The 16042-nt window shown below is 51.1% G+C and carries 13 protein-coding genes; 12 read left to right on the top strand and 1 reads right to left on the bottom strand.

The window, feature by feature from the left end; translation table 11 throughout:
* Window positions 1-90 precede the first annotated feature (90 nt).
* From N7E73_RS01820 to N7E73_RS01775, 10 genes are read left to right on the top strand one after another with little or no spacing between them, the layout of a single operon-like run.
* Window positions 91-1242, top strand: a complete 1152-nt coding sequence (locus N7E73_RS01820) for an NADH-quinone oxidoreductase subunit D (protein ID WP_432737112.1) — start codon at window positions 91-93, stop codon at window positions 1240-1242.
* Window positions 1243-1255: 13 nt separating this feature from the next.
* Window positions 1256-2224, top strand: a complete 969-nt coding sequence (gene nuoH, locus N7E73_RS01815; RefSeq protein WP_432737110.1) for an NADH-quinone oxidoreductase subunit NuoH — start codon at window positions 1256-1258, stop codon at window positions 2222-2224.
* Window positions 2225-2238: 14 nt separating this feature from the next.
* Window positions 2239-2841: a 4Fe-4S binding protein gene (locus N7E73_RS01810; RefSeq protein ID WP_432737108.1), complete on the top strand. Its 603-nt coding sequence runs from the start codon at window positions 2239-2241 to the stop codon at window positions 2839-2841.
* Window positions 2838-3356, top strand: coding sequence for an NADH-quinone oxidoreductase subunit J family protein (locus tag N7E73_RS01805; protein ID WP_432737106.1), 519 nt, complete (start codon window positions 2838-2840; stop codon window positions 3354-3356). The genes N7E73_RS01810 and N7E73_RS01805 overlap by 4 nt, the downstream gene beginning before the upstream one ends.
* Window positions 3353-3661 carry an NADH-quinone oxidoreductase subunit NuoK gene (gene nuoK, locus N7E73_RS01800; RefSeq protein WP_432737105.1) on the top strand — a complete coding sequence of 103 codons (309 nt, stop codon included), beginning with the start codon at window positions 3353-3355 and terminating at the stop codon, window positions 3659-3661. The genes N7E73_RS01805 and nuoK overlap by 4 nt, the downstream gene beginning before the upstream one ends.
* A gap of 4 nt (window positions 3662-3665) precedes the next feature.
* Window positions 3666-5159: a monovalent cation/H+ antiporter subunit D family protein gene (locus N7E73_RS01795; protein WP_432737104.1), complete on the top strand. Its 1494-nt coding sequence runs from the start codon at window positions 3666-3668 to the stop codon at window positions 5157-5159.
* Window positions 5160-5170: 11 nt separating this feature from the next.
* Window positions 5171-5431 carry a hypothetical protein gene (locus N7E73_RS01790; protein ID WP_432737103.1) on the top strand — a complete coding sequence of 87 codons (261 nt, stop codon included), beginning with the start codon at window positions 5171-5173 and terminating at the stop codon, window positions 5429-5431.
* Window positions 5421-7193: a Na(+)/H(+) antiporter subunit D gene (locus N7E73_RS01785; RefSeq protein ID WP_432737102.1), complete on the top strand. Its 1773-nt coding sequence runs from the start codon at window positions 5421-5423 to the stop codon at window positions 7191-7193. The genes N7E73_RS01790 and N7E73_RS01785 overlap by 11 nt, the downstream gene beginning before the upstream one ends.
* Before the next feature lie 15 nt (window positions 7194-7208).
* The gene (locus N7E73_RS01780; protein ID WP_432737100.1) at window positions 7209-8744 is read left to right on the top strand and encodes a complex I subunit 4 family protein; all 1536 of its coding nucleotides are present in this window, start codon (window positions 7209-7211) and stop codon (window positions 8742-8744) included.
* 18 nt (window positions 8745-8762) lie between these two features.
* A complete protein-coding gene (locus N7E73_RS01775; protein WP_432737099.1) occupies window positions 8763-10184 on the top strand; it encodes an NADH-quinone oxidoreductase subunit N in 1422 nt (473 codons plus the stop codon).
* 69 nt (window positions 10185-10253) lie between these two features.
* Here N7E73_RS01775 and N7E73_RS01770 read toward each other — a convergent pair whose 3' ends face one another.
* Window positions 10254-11276 carry an HD domain-containing phosphohydrolase gene (locus N7E73_RS01770; protein ID WP_432737097.1) on the bottom strand — a complete coding sequence of 341 codons (1023 nt, stop codon included), beginning with the start codon at window positions 11274-11276 and terminating at the stop codon, window positions 10254-10256.
* Window positions 11277-11474: 198 nt separating this feature from the next.
* On the opposite strand from N7E73_RS01770, the gene N7E73_RS01765 reads away from it, so the two are divergent.
* Together N7E73_RS01765 and N7E73_RS01760 are read left to right on the top strand one after the other, a co-directional pair.
* Complete coding sequence (locus N7E73_RS01765; RefSeq protein ID WP_432737095.1) at window positions 11475-14816, top strand: response regulator; 3342 nt, start codon at window positions 11475-11477, stop codon at window positions 14814-14816.
* A complete protein-coding gene (locus tag N7E73_RS01760) occupies window positions 14809-15990 on the top strand; it encodes an ATP-binding response regulator (protein WP_432737093.1) in 1182 nt (393 codons plus the stop codon). Before N7E73_RS01765 ends, N7E73_RS01760 begins: the two co-directional genes overlap by 8 nt.
* Window positions 15991-16042: the final 52 nt, after the last annotated feature.

Here is a 16042-nt window from a genome sequence, read left to right as displayed (position 1 = left end):
GGCCCGTAGAAGCTACGTTTAGTGCCGATGAATTGTGGGTTCTCCGCAGGCTGGCACACAGCGCAAAATTAAACCAACAGGACGAGACAAATGAACACATTTCCTGAAGGTGATTTTTATACCAACCATTTTGAAAAGGGTGCTGAAGAAAACACCATGATCCTGAACATGGGCCCTCAGCATCCTTCCACACACGGTGTTCTGAGGGTAATTCTTGAGCTGGACGGCGAGTACATCGTCAGGGCCGAGCCGGTTCTGGGTTATCTGCACCGTATGCACGAAAAAATGGCCGAAGTGAAAACCTGGGTCCAGTTCATTCCCAATATGGGACGGGTGGACTACCTGCATCCCCTTGCCTGGAACCATGCCTATGTCGGTGCAGTGGAAAAGCTGGCCGGGATAGAGGTTCCCGAACGGGCGGAATACATCCGGGTTATCACAACAGAACTCAACCGTATTTCTTCTCATCTGCTCTGGTGGGGAGCCTATCTGCTGGACCTCGGTGCTTTTACCCCCATCATGTACGCGTTCGATGATCGTGAATACCTGATGGATATGATGCAGCATGTAACCGGGGCCCGTCTGACCTACAGCAACTTCCGTTTCGGCGGGGTGGTTCATGATCTGGATGACCAGTTTGCGGACAGATGCCGGGTTTTCATTCAGAGGATGCGTGACCGCCTGCCCATGTACAAGGGGCTGGTTACCGACAACATAATCCTGCGCAAGCGGATTGAGGATGTCGGGGAAATGGACGTGGATATGTGCAACCGCTACGGGGCTACCGGTCCGATCATTAGGGGGGCCGGCGTAAGACATGACACCCGTGTGTCCGAGCCGTATTCCATTTACGACCGGTTCGATTGGGAAGTCCCGGTCTATTATGAGGCTGATGCCATGGCCCGATACATGGTGCGCATGGCGGAGATCGAGCAGAGCCTGAAAATCGTGGAACAGGCCCTCGACCAGATTCCGGAAGGTGAACACATCATTAAGAAGGCTCCCAAACCGACATGGAAGGCCCCGGCAGGTGAAGCCTATTTCAGTACCGAGGGAGCCCGCGGCAAGGTCGGTATCCACATTGTGAGCGATGGCGGAAAAAATCCTTACAGGATTAAGCTGCGCGCACCCGGTTTTTCCAACCTGTCCCTGTTCGCTGAATGTGCAAGGGGCACAATGCTGGCTGATGCGGTCGCCATTCTTGGCAGCCTGGACATGGTAATCCCTGAAATCGACAGGTAGCAAGGAGCCCCTTATGTCTCAAATTCCCGTTGAACTCGTGAAACTGCTCATAGCGCTGGTGGCCATTGCTGCTTTCGTGGGCCTGAACGGACTCGTTCTGGTCTATCTTGAGCGCAAGATCGCCGGATTCGTCCAGCGCAGGCCCGGTCCGTATGAGGTCGGCCCGCACGGAATCCTCCAGCCCCTTGCCGATGCAGTAAAATTGATAGGCAAACAGCTTTTCACCCCCAGCGGGGCAGACAAGCTGCTTTTCTGGACAGCACCGGTTCTCTCCTTCCTCCCGGTGCTGCTTCTTTTCCTCCCCATTCCTTTCGGTCCCACAGCAACCGGAATGGAAATGAACCTCGGCCTGCTACTCATTCTGGCCTTCTCCGGCCTTAATGTCCTCGCCCTCTGTCTGGCAGGCTGGGGTTCAAACAACAAATGGGGGATTCTCGGAGCGGCAAGGGCGGTGGCCCAGTCCGTTGCATACGAAATCCCGCTGCTGCTGTCCGTTTTGGCAATCGCCTTCATGACCGGCAGCCTGAACCTGAGCACGGTTGTGGAAGGGCAGGGCGGCTGGCCCTGGCAGTGGAACGTATTTATCCAGCCGCTGGCTTTCATCATCTATTTTGTAAGTGCGCTTGGTGAAACCAACCGTGCGCCTTTCGACCTTCCTGAAGCTGAAAGTGAACTAACCGCGGGTTTTCATACCGAATATTCGGGTATGGGTTTCGGTCTCTTCTTCCTTGCCGAGTATGCCAATATGATCGTGGTCTGTTCGGTTGCCGCAGCCCTGTTCCTGGGCGGCTGGCAGGGACCTTTCTTTGACGGAGTCTGGTGGTTCCTGCTCAAGGTCTACCTGCTTCTCATAGTCATGATCTGGCTGCGCTGGACCTACCCCCGCGTGCGTTTTGACCAGCTTCTCAATATCAACTGGAAGTGGCTCATGCCCCTGGCCCTGTTCAACCTGTTTGTCACCGCTTTTGTGATGAAGCTGTAGGAGGGCGGTAAAACATGAGTGCAATCAAAAAGATATGGGAAAACGTGACTTCGCTCTGGTCCCTTATTGTGGGACTGAAAATCACGGGCAGGAATTTCATGGATGAGCAGGTCACACTGCATTATCCTCGAAAAACGGTTACAGCAGAGCAGCTTGCCGGTTACCGGGGCCCGCTGGAACTGGTGGGCAAACCCAAAGACCCGTCCAAGCCCAAATGCATATCCTGCATGATGTGTGTGACCGCATGTCCCAGCAAATGCATAACTGTGGTCAAGTCCAAGGCACCGAAGCTTTCCGAAGCTGAACTGCAGGCCATAAAAGAGGCCGAAGAGCGGGGCGAAAAGGTCAAGAAGCCTTCGGCTCCCAAGGAACCGGCCAAGTTTCTGTATGACTTCTCGCTTTGTTCTCTCTGCGGGTCCTGTGTTGAAAACTGTCCCGCAAATTCGCTCAGGTATTCATCGGACGTATACCTGACGGTTACTGACCGCAAACAGCTTAAAATGGACCTGCTTGCCAAACTTGCAGGGCAGGCCGGGGCAAAGGCGGAAAAGAGAACCGAGGCCCCGAAGAATGCTGAAGTTGAACCGTCTGAAAATTCTACAAGGACAGACTCATGATGGAACTGCTCGCTAAAATCGCTTTTGCTGTCTACGCGCTGCTGATTCTCAGCGGCGGGTGCATAGCCGTGGGAGCGCACAGTCTGGTCCGGGCCATGGTGGGGCTGATCTCATCCCTGCTGGGCGTGGCCGGAATGTATATGCTCATGGCTGCACCGTTCATGGCCTTCATGCAGATCCTCATCTACGTGGGAGCGGTCTGTGTGCTTATCTTCTTTGCCATCATGCTCACACAGGCTGATGGTCAGGGGGTGGAATCCGGATCCCGCAGACCGGGCAAGGGAGCGCTTTCGGCCCTTACCTTTATTGCCCCGGTTTTTGTGATCGGTTTCATTCTGGTCAAGTTCCAGCCGGCGTCAATCAAACTGCCTGTCGAGGTCCCGCTGGTTGTGATCGGCAAGGGGCTTCTTGAGGATTACCCGGTGGCCTTTGAGCTTATCTCGGTAGTCCTGCTGGCAGCAATGGCCGGAGCCGTATTGCTGGCCTTTGAAAAGAAAGGGAGGAAAGTACAATGAGTCCTCTTCTGATGTATCAGCTGGTGGCGCTTCTGCTGCTGGCAATCGGCCTGTACGGGATTGTCTGGCGCAAGTCGCTGGTCGGCATGCTCATTTCCGTGGAACTGATGCTTAACGGAGCAGGACTGTCCATTGTTGCCGCATCCCAGCTTACCGAAGCCGGAAGCTCAGTGGGACAGATCGCCGCTCTTTTTGTAATGGGACTGGCCGCTGCTGAAGCGACCCTTGTGCTGGCAATCATCATCGTTGTGGCAAAGCGGTTCAAGACTGTGGAAACCGATGCCGTATCAAGGCTGAAAGGGTGATCTCATGACAGTAGCTACAGAAATCATCACCAGTTCGCGCATCCTGATACCGCTTGGTATCACTCTTGTTGCCCCGTTCTTCATCTGGTTCTTCCGGGAGAGCATCAACAGGCGCGAAGCTGTCTCCATCTGGGCAGGGATACTGACCTTTATTTCGGTCGCATCCATGATTCCGGATGTGCTTGAAGGACGCATCGTCAAATATACCCTGTTCACCCTTTTCCCGGGTGTGAACGTATCCTTCGCCGCTGACGGGCTGGCCTTTGTCTTCGCCCTCATTGCCTCGTTCCTGTGGGTTTTCGCCACCAGTTACAACATCGGCTACATGCGCACTCTGAACGAGCATGCCCAGACCAGATATTATTTCTGCTTTGCGGTAGCCATCTTCGGTGCTGTGGGTGTGGCCTTTTCGGCGAACATTTTCACTCTTTACCTTTTCTATGAAATCATTTCCGTGTTCACCTATCCGCTGGTTGCGCATCATCAGGATGACGAGGCCTTTAACGGAGCAAGGAAATACATGGTCTACCTGATGGGTACCTCCAAGCTGTTCCTGCTTCCGGCTATGGTCATGACCTATGTGCTCTGCGGAACACTGGATTTCCATCTCGGCGATGTTGCACAGGGTATTTTCCCTGCCGATGCCGACCCCACTCTGGTGACCATAACCTACGTGCTCTACATTGCAGGCCTGGCAAAGGCCGCGCTTATGCCGTTCCACAACTGGCTTCCTTCGGCAATGGTTGCGCCTACTCCGGTTTCCGCGCTGCTGCACGCTGTGGCAGTTGTTAAGGCCGGGGTGTTCTCCGTTTCCCGTGTGATCCTTTCCGGTTTCGGGGTTGATCTTATGGACAAACTGGGACTGGGACTGCCGACGGCCTACCTTGCGGCCTTCACCATCGTGGTGGCCTCGCTCATCGCCCTGACCAAGGACGACATCAAGGCCCGGCTTGCATACTCAACCGTCAGCCAGCTTTCCTACATCATTATCGGCGTGGCCATGCTTACCCCTGACGCAGTTCAGGGCGGGCTGATGCACATCGCTCACCACGCTTTCTCAAAGATCACCCTGTTCTTCGGTGCCGGTTCCATCTACGTGGCAACCCACCTCAAAAAGATCAGCCTCATGGACGGACTGGGACGCAGGATGCCGTGGACCTTCGGGGCCTTTGCCATCGCCTCCCTGTCCATGATCGGTGTGCCTCCGGTCTGCGGATTCGCCACCAAATGGTATCTGGTCAAAGGTGCTGTATCCATCGGGCAGTGGGGACTGTTGGTAGCCCTGCTGGCCAGTACGCTGCTCAACGCAGGATATTTCGGTCCCATCGTCTACCGGGCGTTCTTCAAGGCCCCGGCGGAAGGTGCGAATATCGAGCAGTACAAAGAGGCTCCGCTCTGTATGGTCATACCGCTCTGCACCACGGCCCTGATTTCGGTCTGGCTGGGGCTATATCCCCAGACTTTCCTGAACTTCATCAACGTGTTCGGTAAATTCTAAGGAGAACCGCCATGAAGGAAAAACTTGGAAAATGGTTCGAAACCCAGCGCACGGAGAACCTGAAGTTCTGGAAGATCCTGTTCGCAGCCTTCCTTGCGGTGCTGGTGGCTCTCAACTTCTTCATTCATCCCCATCATCCCGAGTATCATTATGATGTTTACCCCGGATTCTGGGCTCTGTTCGCTCTTGTTGCGTCCGTTGCCATGGTCTTTGTGATGAAGATTCTCATCCAACCTTTTCTCGTAGGACCGGAGGAAGACGATGTCAATTAACGGTTTTCTCCATCCCGCGCTGGCATTCATAGCCCTTGCGCTGGCTATGCCGTTTTTCCGGGGAAAGCAGTGGAAATACTTCCTGCTTATTCCGCCGGTGATAGCTATCACGGTGGTTTTTACCGCCACCATGGGCAGCTTCGGGGTAATCCCGTATCTCGGCAACGTGCTTGTGCTGGGCAGGGTGGACAAGCTTTCGCTGGTCTTCGCCAACGTATTCGCCATTCAGTCTCTTATCGGCATGATCTATGCCATGCACGTGGATGACAAGGCCCATCACGCGGCGGCGGCTCTGTACGTTGCCGGATCGTTCGGCTGCGTATTCGCCGGGGACTATCTGACCCTGTTCATCTTCTGGGAACTGATGGCCGTGGCTTCAACCTTCCTGGTCTGGCTGCATCGTACAAAGACTTCCGCAGCAGCCGGTTTCAGGTACTTCCTGTTCCACATGCTAGGCGGGCTTTTCCTGCTCGGCGGTCTGCTGCTTCGCTACCACGCGACAGGAACATTCGCCTTCCTGCCCGTGGACCCGCAGGCTGTACACTACTACGACTGGCTTATTCTGACCGGTTTCTGCGTCAACGCCGCAGTCGTTCCGCTGCATGCATGGCTGCCTGATGCCTACCCCGAAGCTACGGTTCCGGGTGCGGTGTTCATGTGTGCCTTCACTACCAAAACAGCAGTCTACGTGCTGGCCCGCGGATTCTCCGGGGTCTACGTTCTCGCCGTGGCCGGAACCATCATGGCGGTCTACGGAGTGCTTTACGCGTCCATGGAGAACAACGCACGGCGCATTCTGTCCTACCACATCGTTTCTCAGGTCGGATACATGGTTGCCGGTATCGGTATCGGTACGGCCATGTGCCTTAACGGGGCAATCGCCCATGCTTATGCACACATCCTTTATAAAGGGCTGCTCTTCATGGGAGTGGGTACCGTTCTCTACGCTGTGGGAACAGCAGACCTCGACCGCCTCGGCGGGCTGGTCGGCAGAATGCCCATAGTGATGCTTCTGTACATGGTCGGGGCGGTATCCATCTCCGGTATGCCGTTCTTTAACGGGTTCATCTCCAAGACCATGACCATTACCGGGGCTGCTGAATCGCACCACACCCTGCTGGCTATCGGTCTTGAAATCGCCGCAGTGGGTACGTTCCTCTCAGTCGGTATCAAGCTTCCGTACTTCGCGTTCTGGAACAAGCCGGCAAAAACCGACATTAAGCTCAACCCCATCCCCAAGAACATGTACGTGGCCATGAGCATCGCTGCGGCCCTCTGTTTCGCGCAGGGCGTTTATCCGCAGATGCTTTACAGACTGCTGCCGTTTGAAGTTGAGTACCAGCCCTATACCGCGTGGCATCTGCTGCAGGCTTCCATGCTGCTGGCATTCACCGGGGCGGGGTTCTGGTTCATGCGCAAGGTCATCGTACCGCACCACGGACGTAACCTTGATTTCGACAAGCTCTACCGCTTTATCGGTAATACGGGGCTGTTGGTGGTCTGCCGTCCCATCGCCTGGGCGGATTCGATCTGGACAACTGTGTACCGGGTGATCGGGCTGCGCGCCCTTATGGATTTCGCCGCCGGTTCATCGTGGTTCGACCGTAAGGGAATCGACACTGTTGTGGACGGAACTGCATACACAGTGCGTAATATCGGCAGGACAGGGGCGAAGGTTCAGACAGGTCGCCTGCAGGACTACCTCGGTCTGGCCGTTATCATCGCTCTCTGTGTTTACGGACTTGTCTGGTACTTTGGATAAACTGGAGAGAATGCAATGCAAGAAGTAGCTTATCCTGTTCTGACCGTCCTTGTGTTTTTCCCGCTGTTGGCAGCCTTTGGCCTTTTCTTCATGAAAGGCGACAACACAATCAGGATTTACACCTTGGTCGCGTCAGTCATAGAACTCGCGCTCTCGTTTCCTCTCTTTGCCGGATTCAATCTGGAATCCGCGGCCTTCCAGTTTGTGGAAAGGGCCGACTGGGTGGCAAAGTGGGGTGTCGAATATTATCTGGGTACCGACGGTATCAGCTTCCTCATGGTGGTTTTGACCATTGCCGTGCTGCCGCTGTGCGTACTCTGTTCATGGACTTACATTCAAAAAAGGGTGAAAGAATTCCACTTCTGTCTGCTGTTCATGACCGCAGCCTGTGTCGGAGTCTTCACCTCCCTTGATCTGGTTCTCTTTTACGTGTTCTGGGAAGCCATGCTGGTTCCCATGTACCTGCTCATCGCGGTATGGGGCGGACCTGAGAAGCGTTATGCATCGCTCAAGTTCTTCCTCTATACCCTTGCAGGGTCGGCTCTGCTGCTGGTTGCCATCGTAGCCTTCAGGGTTGTGGGCGGAACTTTTGCCATCCCGGAACTCATGGAGCATAATTTTACCTTCGGCTTCCAGTTCTGGGCCTTTCTTGCTCTGGCTTTTGCCTTTGCCATCAAAGTTCCCATGTTTCCGTTCCACACATGGTTGCCTGCTGCACACGTGCAGGCTCCTACTGCCGGATCGGTAATTCTGGCATCGGTTCTGCTCAAGATGGGAACCTACGGTTTCCTGCGTTTCAACCTGCCGCTGACCCCGGCGGCAAGCGACTACTTTGCCCCGGCCATGATCGTTATTTCCATAGCGGGCATCATTTACGGCGGGGTTGTTGCGCTTGGACAGAACGACATCAAGAAAGTCATCGCCTACTCATCGGTAGGCCACATGGGCTTTGTCACACTGGGTATTTTCCTCTTCAACCTGCGCGGGCTTGAGGGTGCGCTCTTCCAGATGCTCAACCACGGCATCACCACCGGCGGGCTGTTCATGATGATAGGTGCCGTCTACGAGCGCAGTCACAGTCGTGAGATCACCGACAACCTCGGACTCGGCAAATACATGCCAGCGTACATGTTCTTCTGGGGACTGTTCGCGCTGTCATCTTTCGGGTTTCCCGGTACGAATAGCTTTGTGGGCGAAATTCTCGTCTTCGTAGGTGCGTTTGAACAGAATCCGTGGGTTGGTGCACTGATGGTGCCCGGTGCCATGGTTGCCGCCGCGTACATGCTGCGCATCTCCCTCAAGCTGGCCTGGGGCCGTCCCACGTCATGGAAGGAATGGCCTGATCTCAATCTGCGCGAATGGACCTATCTGGCTGTCCCGGCGATCTTCGTCCTCTACATAGGTCTGGCTCCGGGGCTGTGCTTCAGGGTCATGGACGCCTCACTTCTCAAGCTTGAGAAGGATGTGAAGGAAGGGGCGAAGGTTGCGGCTATTGAAAATGAAAAGCCCATGGAACTGGCTTTGAATTCCCTGAAGGGAATAATCAAGTAAGCAGCAGGAGATAATGATATGAATTTACAACCGCATTTATTCATGCCGGAACTGTTCACGTTCGCGATCATTGCCCTGCTGTTCGTTCAGGCTGTGGGCAGTGAGCGGATGCGTGACAAAGTCGGTGTCTGGCTCCCGATTGCTTCGGCTGTCGGTGTTGTTGTGGCGCTGCTTTCTCTTGGACAGGAAGGGCTGGTCTTCAAGGGGGCCTACAAGGTTGACGGACTGTCCCAGTTCTTCAAGGCAGCCGTTGCTGTCGGCTTCTGCGTTACCGTGGTTAACGCCACGCGCCAGCCGACACTGGACGAAGAGAAAAGGTCCGACTATTTTCTCTTCCTGGCCATCTGCTCCTGGGGTTTGATGATGCTGGCCTCGTCGGTAGAGCTGATTACCATGTACCTTGCGCTTGAACTTTCCTCTTACGCCCTTTACGCGATAATCGCTTTGCGGGCCAAGGACAGGGGAGCAGCGGAAGCGGCCATCAAGTACATCATGTTCGGCGCTGTTTCCACGGCCCTTGCCCTGTACGGATTCTCCTACATATTGGCCGGGATGCATACTACCTATCTTGCCGAACTGGTGCAGAGGTCATGGACTTTCGAGGCTGCTCCCATGGCAGTTACCGGCATGGCGCTCTTCCTCGGTGGCATGTTCTACAAGCTGGCTCTCTTCCCGTTCCATTTCTGGTGCCCGGATGTTTACGAGGGCGCAAGCAATGAAACTGCCGCCTTCGTTGCGACTTTGCCCAAGCTCGGAGCAGTGGTTGTCCTGATCCGCCTTGCCGCCATGTTCAAGCCCGGATACGACATCACTACGGTGATTGCCGTGCTCGGTGCGTTGTCCATGACCTTCGGCAACCTCGTCGCACTGGTCCAGAGGGATGTTAAGCGAATCCTCGGTTACTCTTCGGTGGCCCATGCCGGGTATATCATGATCGGTCTTGTTTCCGGCACTGCCGAAGGACTTGCTGCCGCATCGTTCTACGCCCTTGCTTATGTTGCCATGAACCTGACCTGCTTCTGGGTGGTAAGCCGTGTTTCCGTGGACGGACGCAACCTGCAGCTTGATGACCTTAACGGGCTGCACAAGCGTGCCCCGGCACTGGCGTTCGCTCTGGCAGTAGGTTCCTTTGCTCTCGTCGGGCTGCCGCCCATGGCCGGATTCATGGGCAAGCTGTTCCTGTTCTCTTCAGGCTGGAACCACGGCTATAACTGGCTGATCATCATCGCCGGCATCAACACTGCCATTTCCATCTACTACTATCTGGGAATGGTTCGCCATGCCTATACCAAGGACGCAGCCGAGGACCTTCCGCTGCCGGACACTTCCATGTTCAGTTTTGCGGGTGCGGCACTGCTGTCCGTTCTGGTACTCGGACTTGGAATGATGCCCGCCGGTGTTTTCGACTTTGCTTTAAAAGTCGGGGAGATTGTGCCGTAGGCTGACTGGTCGTTGATCAGATGAATTGAAATGCCCCTCTGCCATAAGGCGGAGGGGCATTTCAATTCATCAGCTGGAGTGCTTTATCTTGATAGCGAGTATTTCATCCAGAGAGTTGAATAGGGTCTCGACCAGTCTGGGTTCAAAATGTTTACCAGATTCATCGGAGATTAAGTCCAGTGCCTTCTGAACAGGCCATTCTTCTTTATATGGGCGTTCTGATGTAAGTGCATCAAACACGTCCGCAATGGCTGCAATGCGGCCCTCAATAGGGATTTCATCACCTGAAAGTCCGTAAGGATAACCAGACCCGTCCCATTTCTCGTGATGAGTCAGGGCTACATTTCTGGCCAATTGCATGAGTTCATTTTCGTGGTGTCCTATTATCTTGGCCCCGATTGTAGTGTGTGTCTGCATGATTTTTCTTTCATCCGGGGTGAGCTTGCCTGGTTTGCATAGTATGTGGTCAGGAATTCCGATTTTACCGACATCATGCATCGGAGCCGCATTAAGGAGTAATTCTACGTCGCTGTCAGGCAGGCCGATGTTTAATGCTATTACACGGCAGTATTTGCTCATCCTTATTATGTGAAGCCCGGTTTCGTTATCCTTGTACTCTGCAGCAACTCCCAGCCTGCGTATTATTTCCAGCCGGGTGGAGTAGAGTTCCCGTGTGCGTTTCCGCACCATTTCTTCAAGCAGTCTGTTCTGTTGGTGAAGAGCGAGATGTGTCTTCACTCTGGCCAGCACAACCGCAGGAGCGAATGGCTTGGTTATGTAATCGACTGCTCCAAGCTGGAACCCTGATCTCTGGTCATTCTCTGTATCTCTGGTAGTAACAAATATGACTGGAATATTGCCTGTTGCCCGTTTGGACTTCATTTGTCGACATGTTTCAAACCCATCCATTCCGGGCATCATCACATCCAGCAGGACAATATCAGGAGGATCTGCCGAATTCACTATTTTAAGGGCTTCCTCTCCGTTCAGAGCCGCTTTTACTCGGTAATCCTCTTTGAGAATCTCAAGCAGTATTTCTATGTTGGTAATTGTGTCATCCACTACCAGCACAGTCGGTTTTGTGTTTTCCATTATCACTCCGAGTTTGTGATGTCCCGCCAAGAACGTCGTTTTTATTGTCTCGTTTATTGCTGCTCTAGATAAAGTGTTTTTCCAAGGTCTGTTATCTAGCAATGATTGAAAAAAATAAGGTGTTGTAATTATTCATATCGTTATGGTATAGATAATAAACGCACTTTGCAAAAGGCTCAACTGCTTTGAGGAGAATTCATGGATAAAATTAGAAACTGGTCTGGAATAAGTATGCGAAGTTTTATAGTAACCACTGTAATGCTTACATTTCTTTCGGCATTCGGATTTTATGCCATGTTTCAGCAGGAAACTGAGTCCATAATTAATGTGATCAAAATCAATTCACGAATGAACAACAGACTGCTTTCTCAAAAGGTCAGTCTGGATTTAAGGAATATTTTTTATGATATTCAAATAGCTTGCAGTTATTTGGAGGTGCACAAGTTTCTGGCGTCACGGGCGCCTGCGGACCGCATTGATGTTGAATATGAATTCTCCGCATTATGCGAAACCAGAAAGGTTTACGACCAGATCAGAATTCTTGGCAATGACGGAATGGAGTTGGTTCGTGTCAATTATGTTGACGGTAAGGCCGTAGTTGTTCCTCCTGACGAACTTCAATACAAGGGCGACAGGTATTACTTCAGGGAAACGTTAGATTTGGAGCCCAGCGGTGTATATGTATCTGATTTCGACCTTAATATCGAAAATGGCAAAATAGAGGTTCCGCATAAGCCGATGATAAGGATCTCGAAAGGTATTTATGATAAGTCAGGAGAGCGTATCGGTGTTATCGTTTTGAATTATTTAGGTGGGCAGATTGTTGATACAGTGGCAAAGAGCGGATATATCAATAATAAATATTTTATGAATTCCATGCTGCTGAATTCAAAAGGATACTGGCTAGTATCACCTGATAGGAAGTTTGAATGGGCTTTTATGTTTCCAGAGCAAAAAGAGCATAGTTTTGCAAACTATAATCCTGAAGAATGGAAAAAAATATCTTCGTCTCCAATAGGACAGTTCGCAAGTCCTGACGGAATATACACATATTCAACAATTGTTGTTTCTCCTGAAGTAGTTGTAAAAGATACAGATGGCGATTTCCGCAAATGGAAAATTGTCTGCCTGACAACCACTGAGACTATTGATTTTATCCTGAAGAAGACCGTTTTCAGGTATTCTCTGGCATACTGTGGTGTTATTTTACTTATTCTTTTCGGTGCGTTGACTCGTGCCAAGTTTGTATCCGTCCGTAATTACGGGCAACAGAAGCTTGAGCTCGCCAAAAAGGATGCTGAGGCCGCCAATATTGCAAAAAGCGAGTTCCTTGCCAGGATGAGTCATGAGATCAGAACTCCCATGAATGCCATCATCGGCCTTACTTATCTGGCCTTGAAAATCGAAATGACTCCGAAACTCAGAGACTACCTTACCAAGGTTGAAGCCTCTGCAAAGGCATTACTGGGTATAATCAATGATATTCTGGATTTTTCAAAGATCGAAGCTGATCGATTTGAGTTGGAGATGGCTGATTTTCAGTTGGACGATGTGTTCAATGATGTTTTGAATCTATTCGGCTATCAGGCTGAACAGAGCGGGATAGAACTGCTCCTGATGGTCAAGAGTAATGTTCCGAATCTCCTGATCGGAGACCGCCTCAGGTTGGGACAGATAATTATCAATCTCGTCGGTAATGCTATAAAATTTACCAAGAGCGGTGAGGTAGTCCTTACAGCCGAACTTATAGAGGAAAAGCCTGAATCAGTGGTAATCCAATTTTTTGTTCAGGATACCGGGATTGGCATCAGTCGTGAGCATCTGTCCAAGCTGTTTCAGCCTTTTTCTCAGGCCGATGGCTCCATTTCCAGACAGTTCGGTGGTACAGGGTTAGGTCTTGCCATAAGTAAGAGTCTGGTTGAGTTGATGGGAGGTGAGATGACTGTTGAAAGTGAACCCGGGAAGGGAAGTACTTTCAGTTTCGCAATTCCTTTCAAGCTTCAGTCTATTCAGTACAGCAATCACTATATGTACCCTGATTGCATGAGAGGTATGCGGGTGCTTGTTGTTGATGACAGCAGAATGTTCAGGGAGATTACGGCTAAGGTTCTAAAATCATTTTCCTTTGATGTTCATACTGCTGCTCATGGTGCGCAGGCATTGGAACTTCTTCAGGACAATGACAGTTCTGATCCTTTCCGGCTTGTCATTACGGATTGGCGAATGCCGGATATAGACGGCATTACTCTGCTCAGGAAAATTAAAAGAAACAGCGCCCTTGAAAATATTCCCAAGGTTATCATGCTTACTGCGTACGGGCGTAACGAAATCAGATCGCGAGCAGAAAAAGATGAGCTGGACGGTTTCCTCTTGAAGCCTTTTAACAGGTCGATACTGTTCGATACAATAATGGAAGTCTTTGCTCATGGAAATCTAAGTGTAAGGAACATCGGATTTGATAAGAAGCGCAAAGGAGTTCCCCTAAACGTTGCCGGAGCGAAGGTGCTGCTGGCTGAGGATAATGAGATCAACCAGCAGGTAGCCAGGGAAATTCTTGAAAGTGCTCATATAGAGGTGACAATAGCCAACAACGGGCAGGAAGCATTGGAGCTTGTCAGGACGAGCAATTTCGATGCAATTCTGATGGATATTCAGATGCCTATGATGGACGGTTTGCAAACCACTAAAATCATGCGTTCTGATGAGAAACTTGCTGATATTCCTATCATAGCCATGACTGCGCATGCTCTTGTCGGCGATAAGGAGAAAAGTCTGCTGGCCGGTATGAATGATCACATTACTAAGCCAATAGATCCGGACCAGTTGATGGAAGTCCTTTCAAAATGGCTGCCTGACAAAGTCAGCTGCAAGGATTGTCCTACGGATTTAAGCCAGCTTCCTGATTCATATCAGAAATTGGTCGGTCTAAATGCCCGTGCCGGATTGGCGCGGGTTCGGGGCAACTGTGCTTTATATGAAAAGCTGCTTATAAATTTTGCCCTCAGCTGTGATTTGGATTTTGATAAAATGAGAACGTCCATCGCTGAAGAGGATTATGTATCTGCTGTTCAGGTTGCTCATACCTTGAAGGGGGTCTGCGGCAATATCGGGGCAGACGCTCTTCATGTGGGAATGCAGGAACTTGAATTGATGTTGCGAAATGAAAGCTCCGAAAGTCTGGCCAGGCTGGATTCCCTTGAAGCTGACTGGAAGATTGTTGCAGAGGGGATTTTAAATGCATTTCCGCCAGTTGCAGAAGATGAGTCAGACGGCTCAGATGAGGGGAGGAGTGAACCGTTTGATCCTGCGATGATTGTTGAACTGCGCGGGCAGTTGGAACTGATTGTCGAGTTGCTTGAGCAGCACGATGTTATGGCGCGAGAAGAGTTCAGAAAAATTGAAGGAAGTCTGTCATCATTTAATTCAATGTTATCAGTTGAACTGCGGTCGATGCTTGATCGTTTTGATTTTGCCAAGGGAAGGGAAATAGTGGAACGTCTTATTGTCGAACTCAACGGGAAGGATAACGGCCATGGATGAAGCAAGAATCCTGATTGTCGACGACTCCCCTGATAATCTGCATATTTTAACAGAGTTGCTGGCACCGGAGTACCGGGTAACCGTGGCTTTGAATGGATTGGATGCCGTTAGACTCGCATCATCCGATAATGCCCCTGATCTTATTCTGCTGGACATAATGATGCCGGATATGGACGGATATCAGGTGTGTACCATGCTGAAAAAAGAAAATGCGACACGGAACATTCCGGTCATATTTGTCACCGCTATGAATGACCTTGAAGATGAGGAGAAAGGCCTCAGCGCAGGGGCGGTGGATTACATAACGAAGCCGTTCAACCCTTCAATTGTACTTGCAAGGGTAAAAACACATCTATCCCTCTATAATCAGACAAGGCTGCTTGATAATCTGGTCAGCGAACGCACTGTTGAACTGGAAAAGGCAAAAGATGAAGCGGAAGCAGCTAACCGGGCTAAAAGTATATTCCTTGCCAATATAAGCCATGAGCTCCGTACACCGCTAAATGGAATAATGGGAATAACCCAGCTTCTGCTTCTTACAGAGACCAATCGGGAGCAGCATGAGTTTCTTAATGATGTCCTGTCATCGTCTGCGCGAATGCTCAATCTTGTTAATGATCTTTTAAGATTATCCAGTATCGATGCCGGAAGGATTGTACTCTGCCATAACGATTTTTCGGTGAGGAGAAGTGTTGAAGATGTTCTCTCTGTATATAGAGAACAGGTCAAGAATAAGAGTCTTGATCTTAACTGCTCATTTGATACCAGAATGCCAGAGCGTCTTAATGCCGATATTGGTCATATCCGGCAGGTTCTTATGAATTTACTGAACAACGCTATTCGTTTTACGAAACAGGGTTCAATTGATGTCTCAGTCAGGTTGTGGAAAGAGCTGGACAAGAGTTCTGGGTCTCCATGGGACCTGGCAATCTGTTTCTGCGTTAAAGATACAGGTATCGGTATTCCTCTTGATAAGCAGCGGGATGTTCTGGAACCGTTTTCAATTGGGGAAGACTATATGACCAAAGTTTACAGCGGCGCAGGGCTTGGTCTTTCTATCTCGAAGTTGTTGGTGCAACTTATGGGCGGGTCTATCTGGATAGACAGCGAGGATGGGAAGGGCACTGCAGTCTGTTTCACCATTCCGTGTTCCATCCCGCAAAATATCTGCTAGATTGTTAGCTCAAGAGGTTGAAATGAAAGTGAGAGGAAGGACTGAATTCCTT

It is taken from the genome of Maridesulfovibrio sp. FT414, assembly GCF_050916235.1.
Classification (GTDB): domain Bacteria; phylum Desulfobacterota; class Desulfovibrionia; order Desulfovibrionales; family Desulfovibrionaceae; genus Maridesulfovibrio.
The sequence above is the reverse complement of the archived record's forward strand: the minus strand, read 5'-3'. Positions and strand labels throughout refer to the sequence as shown.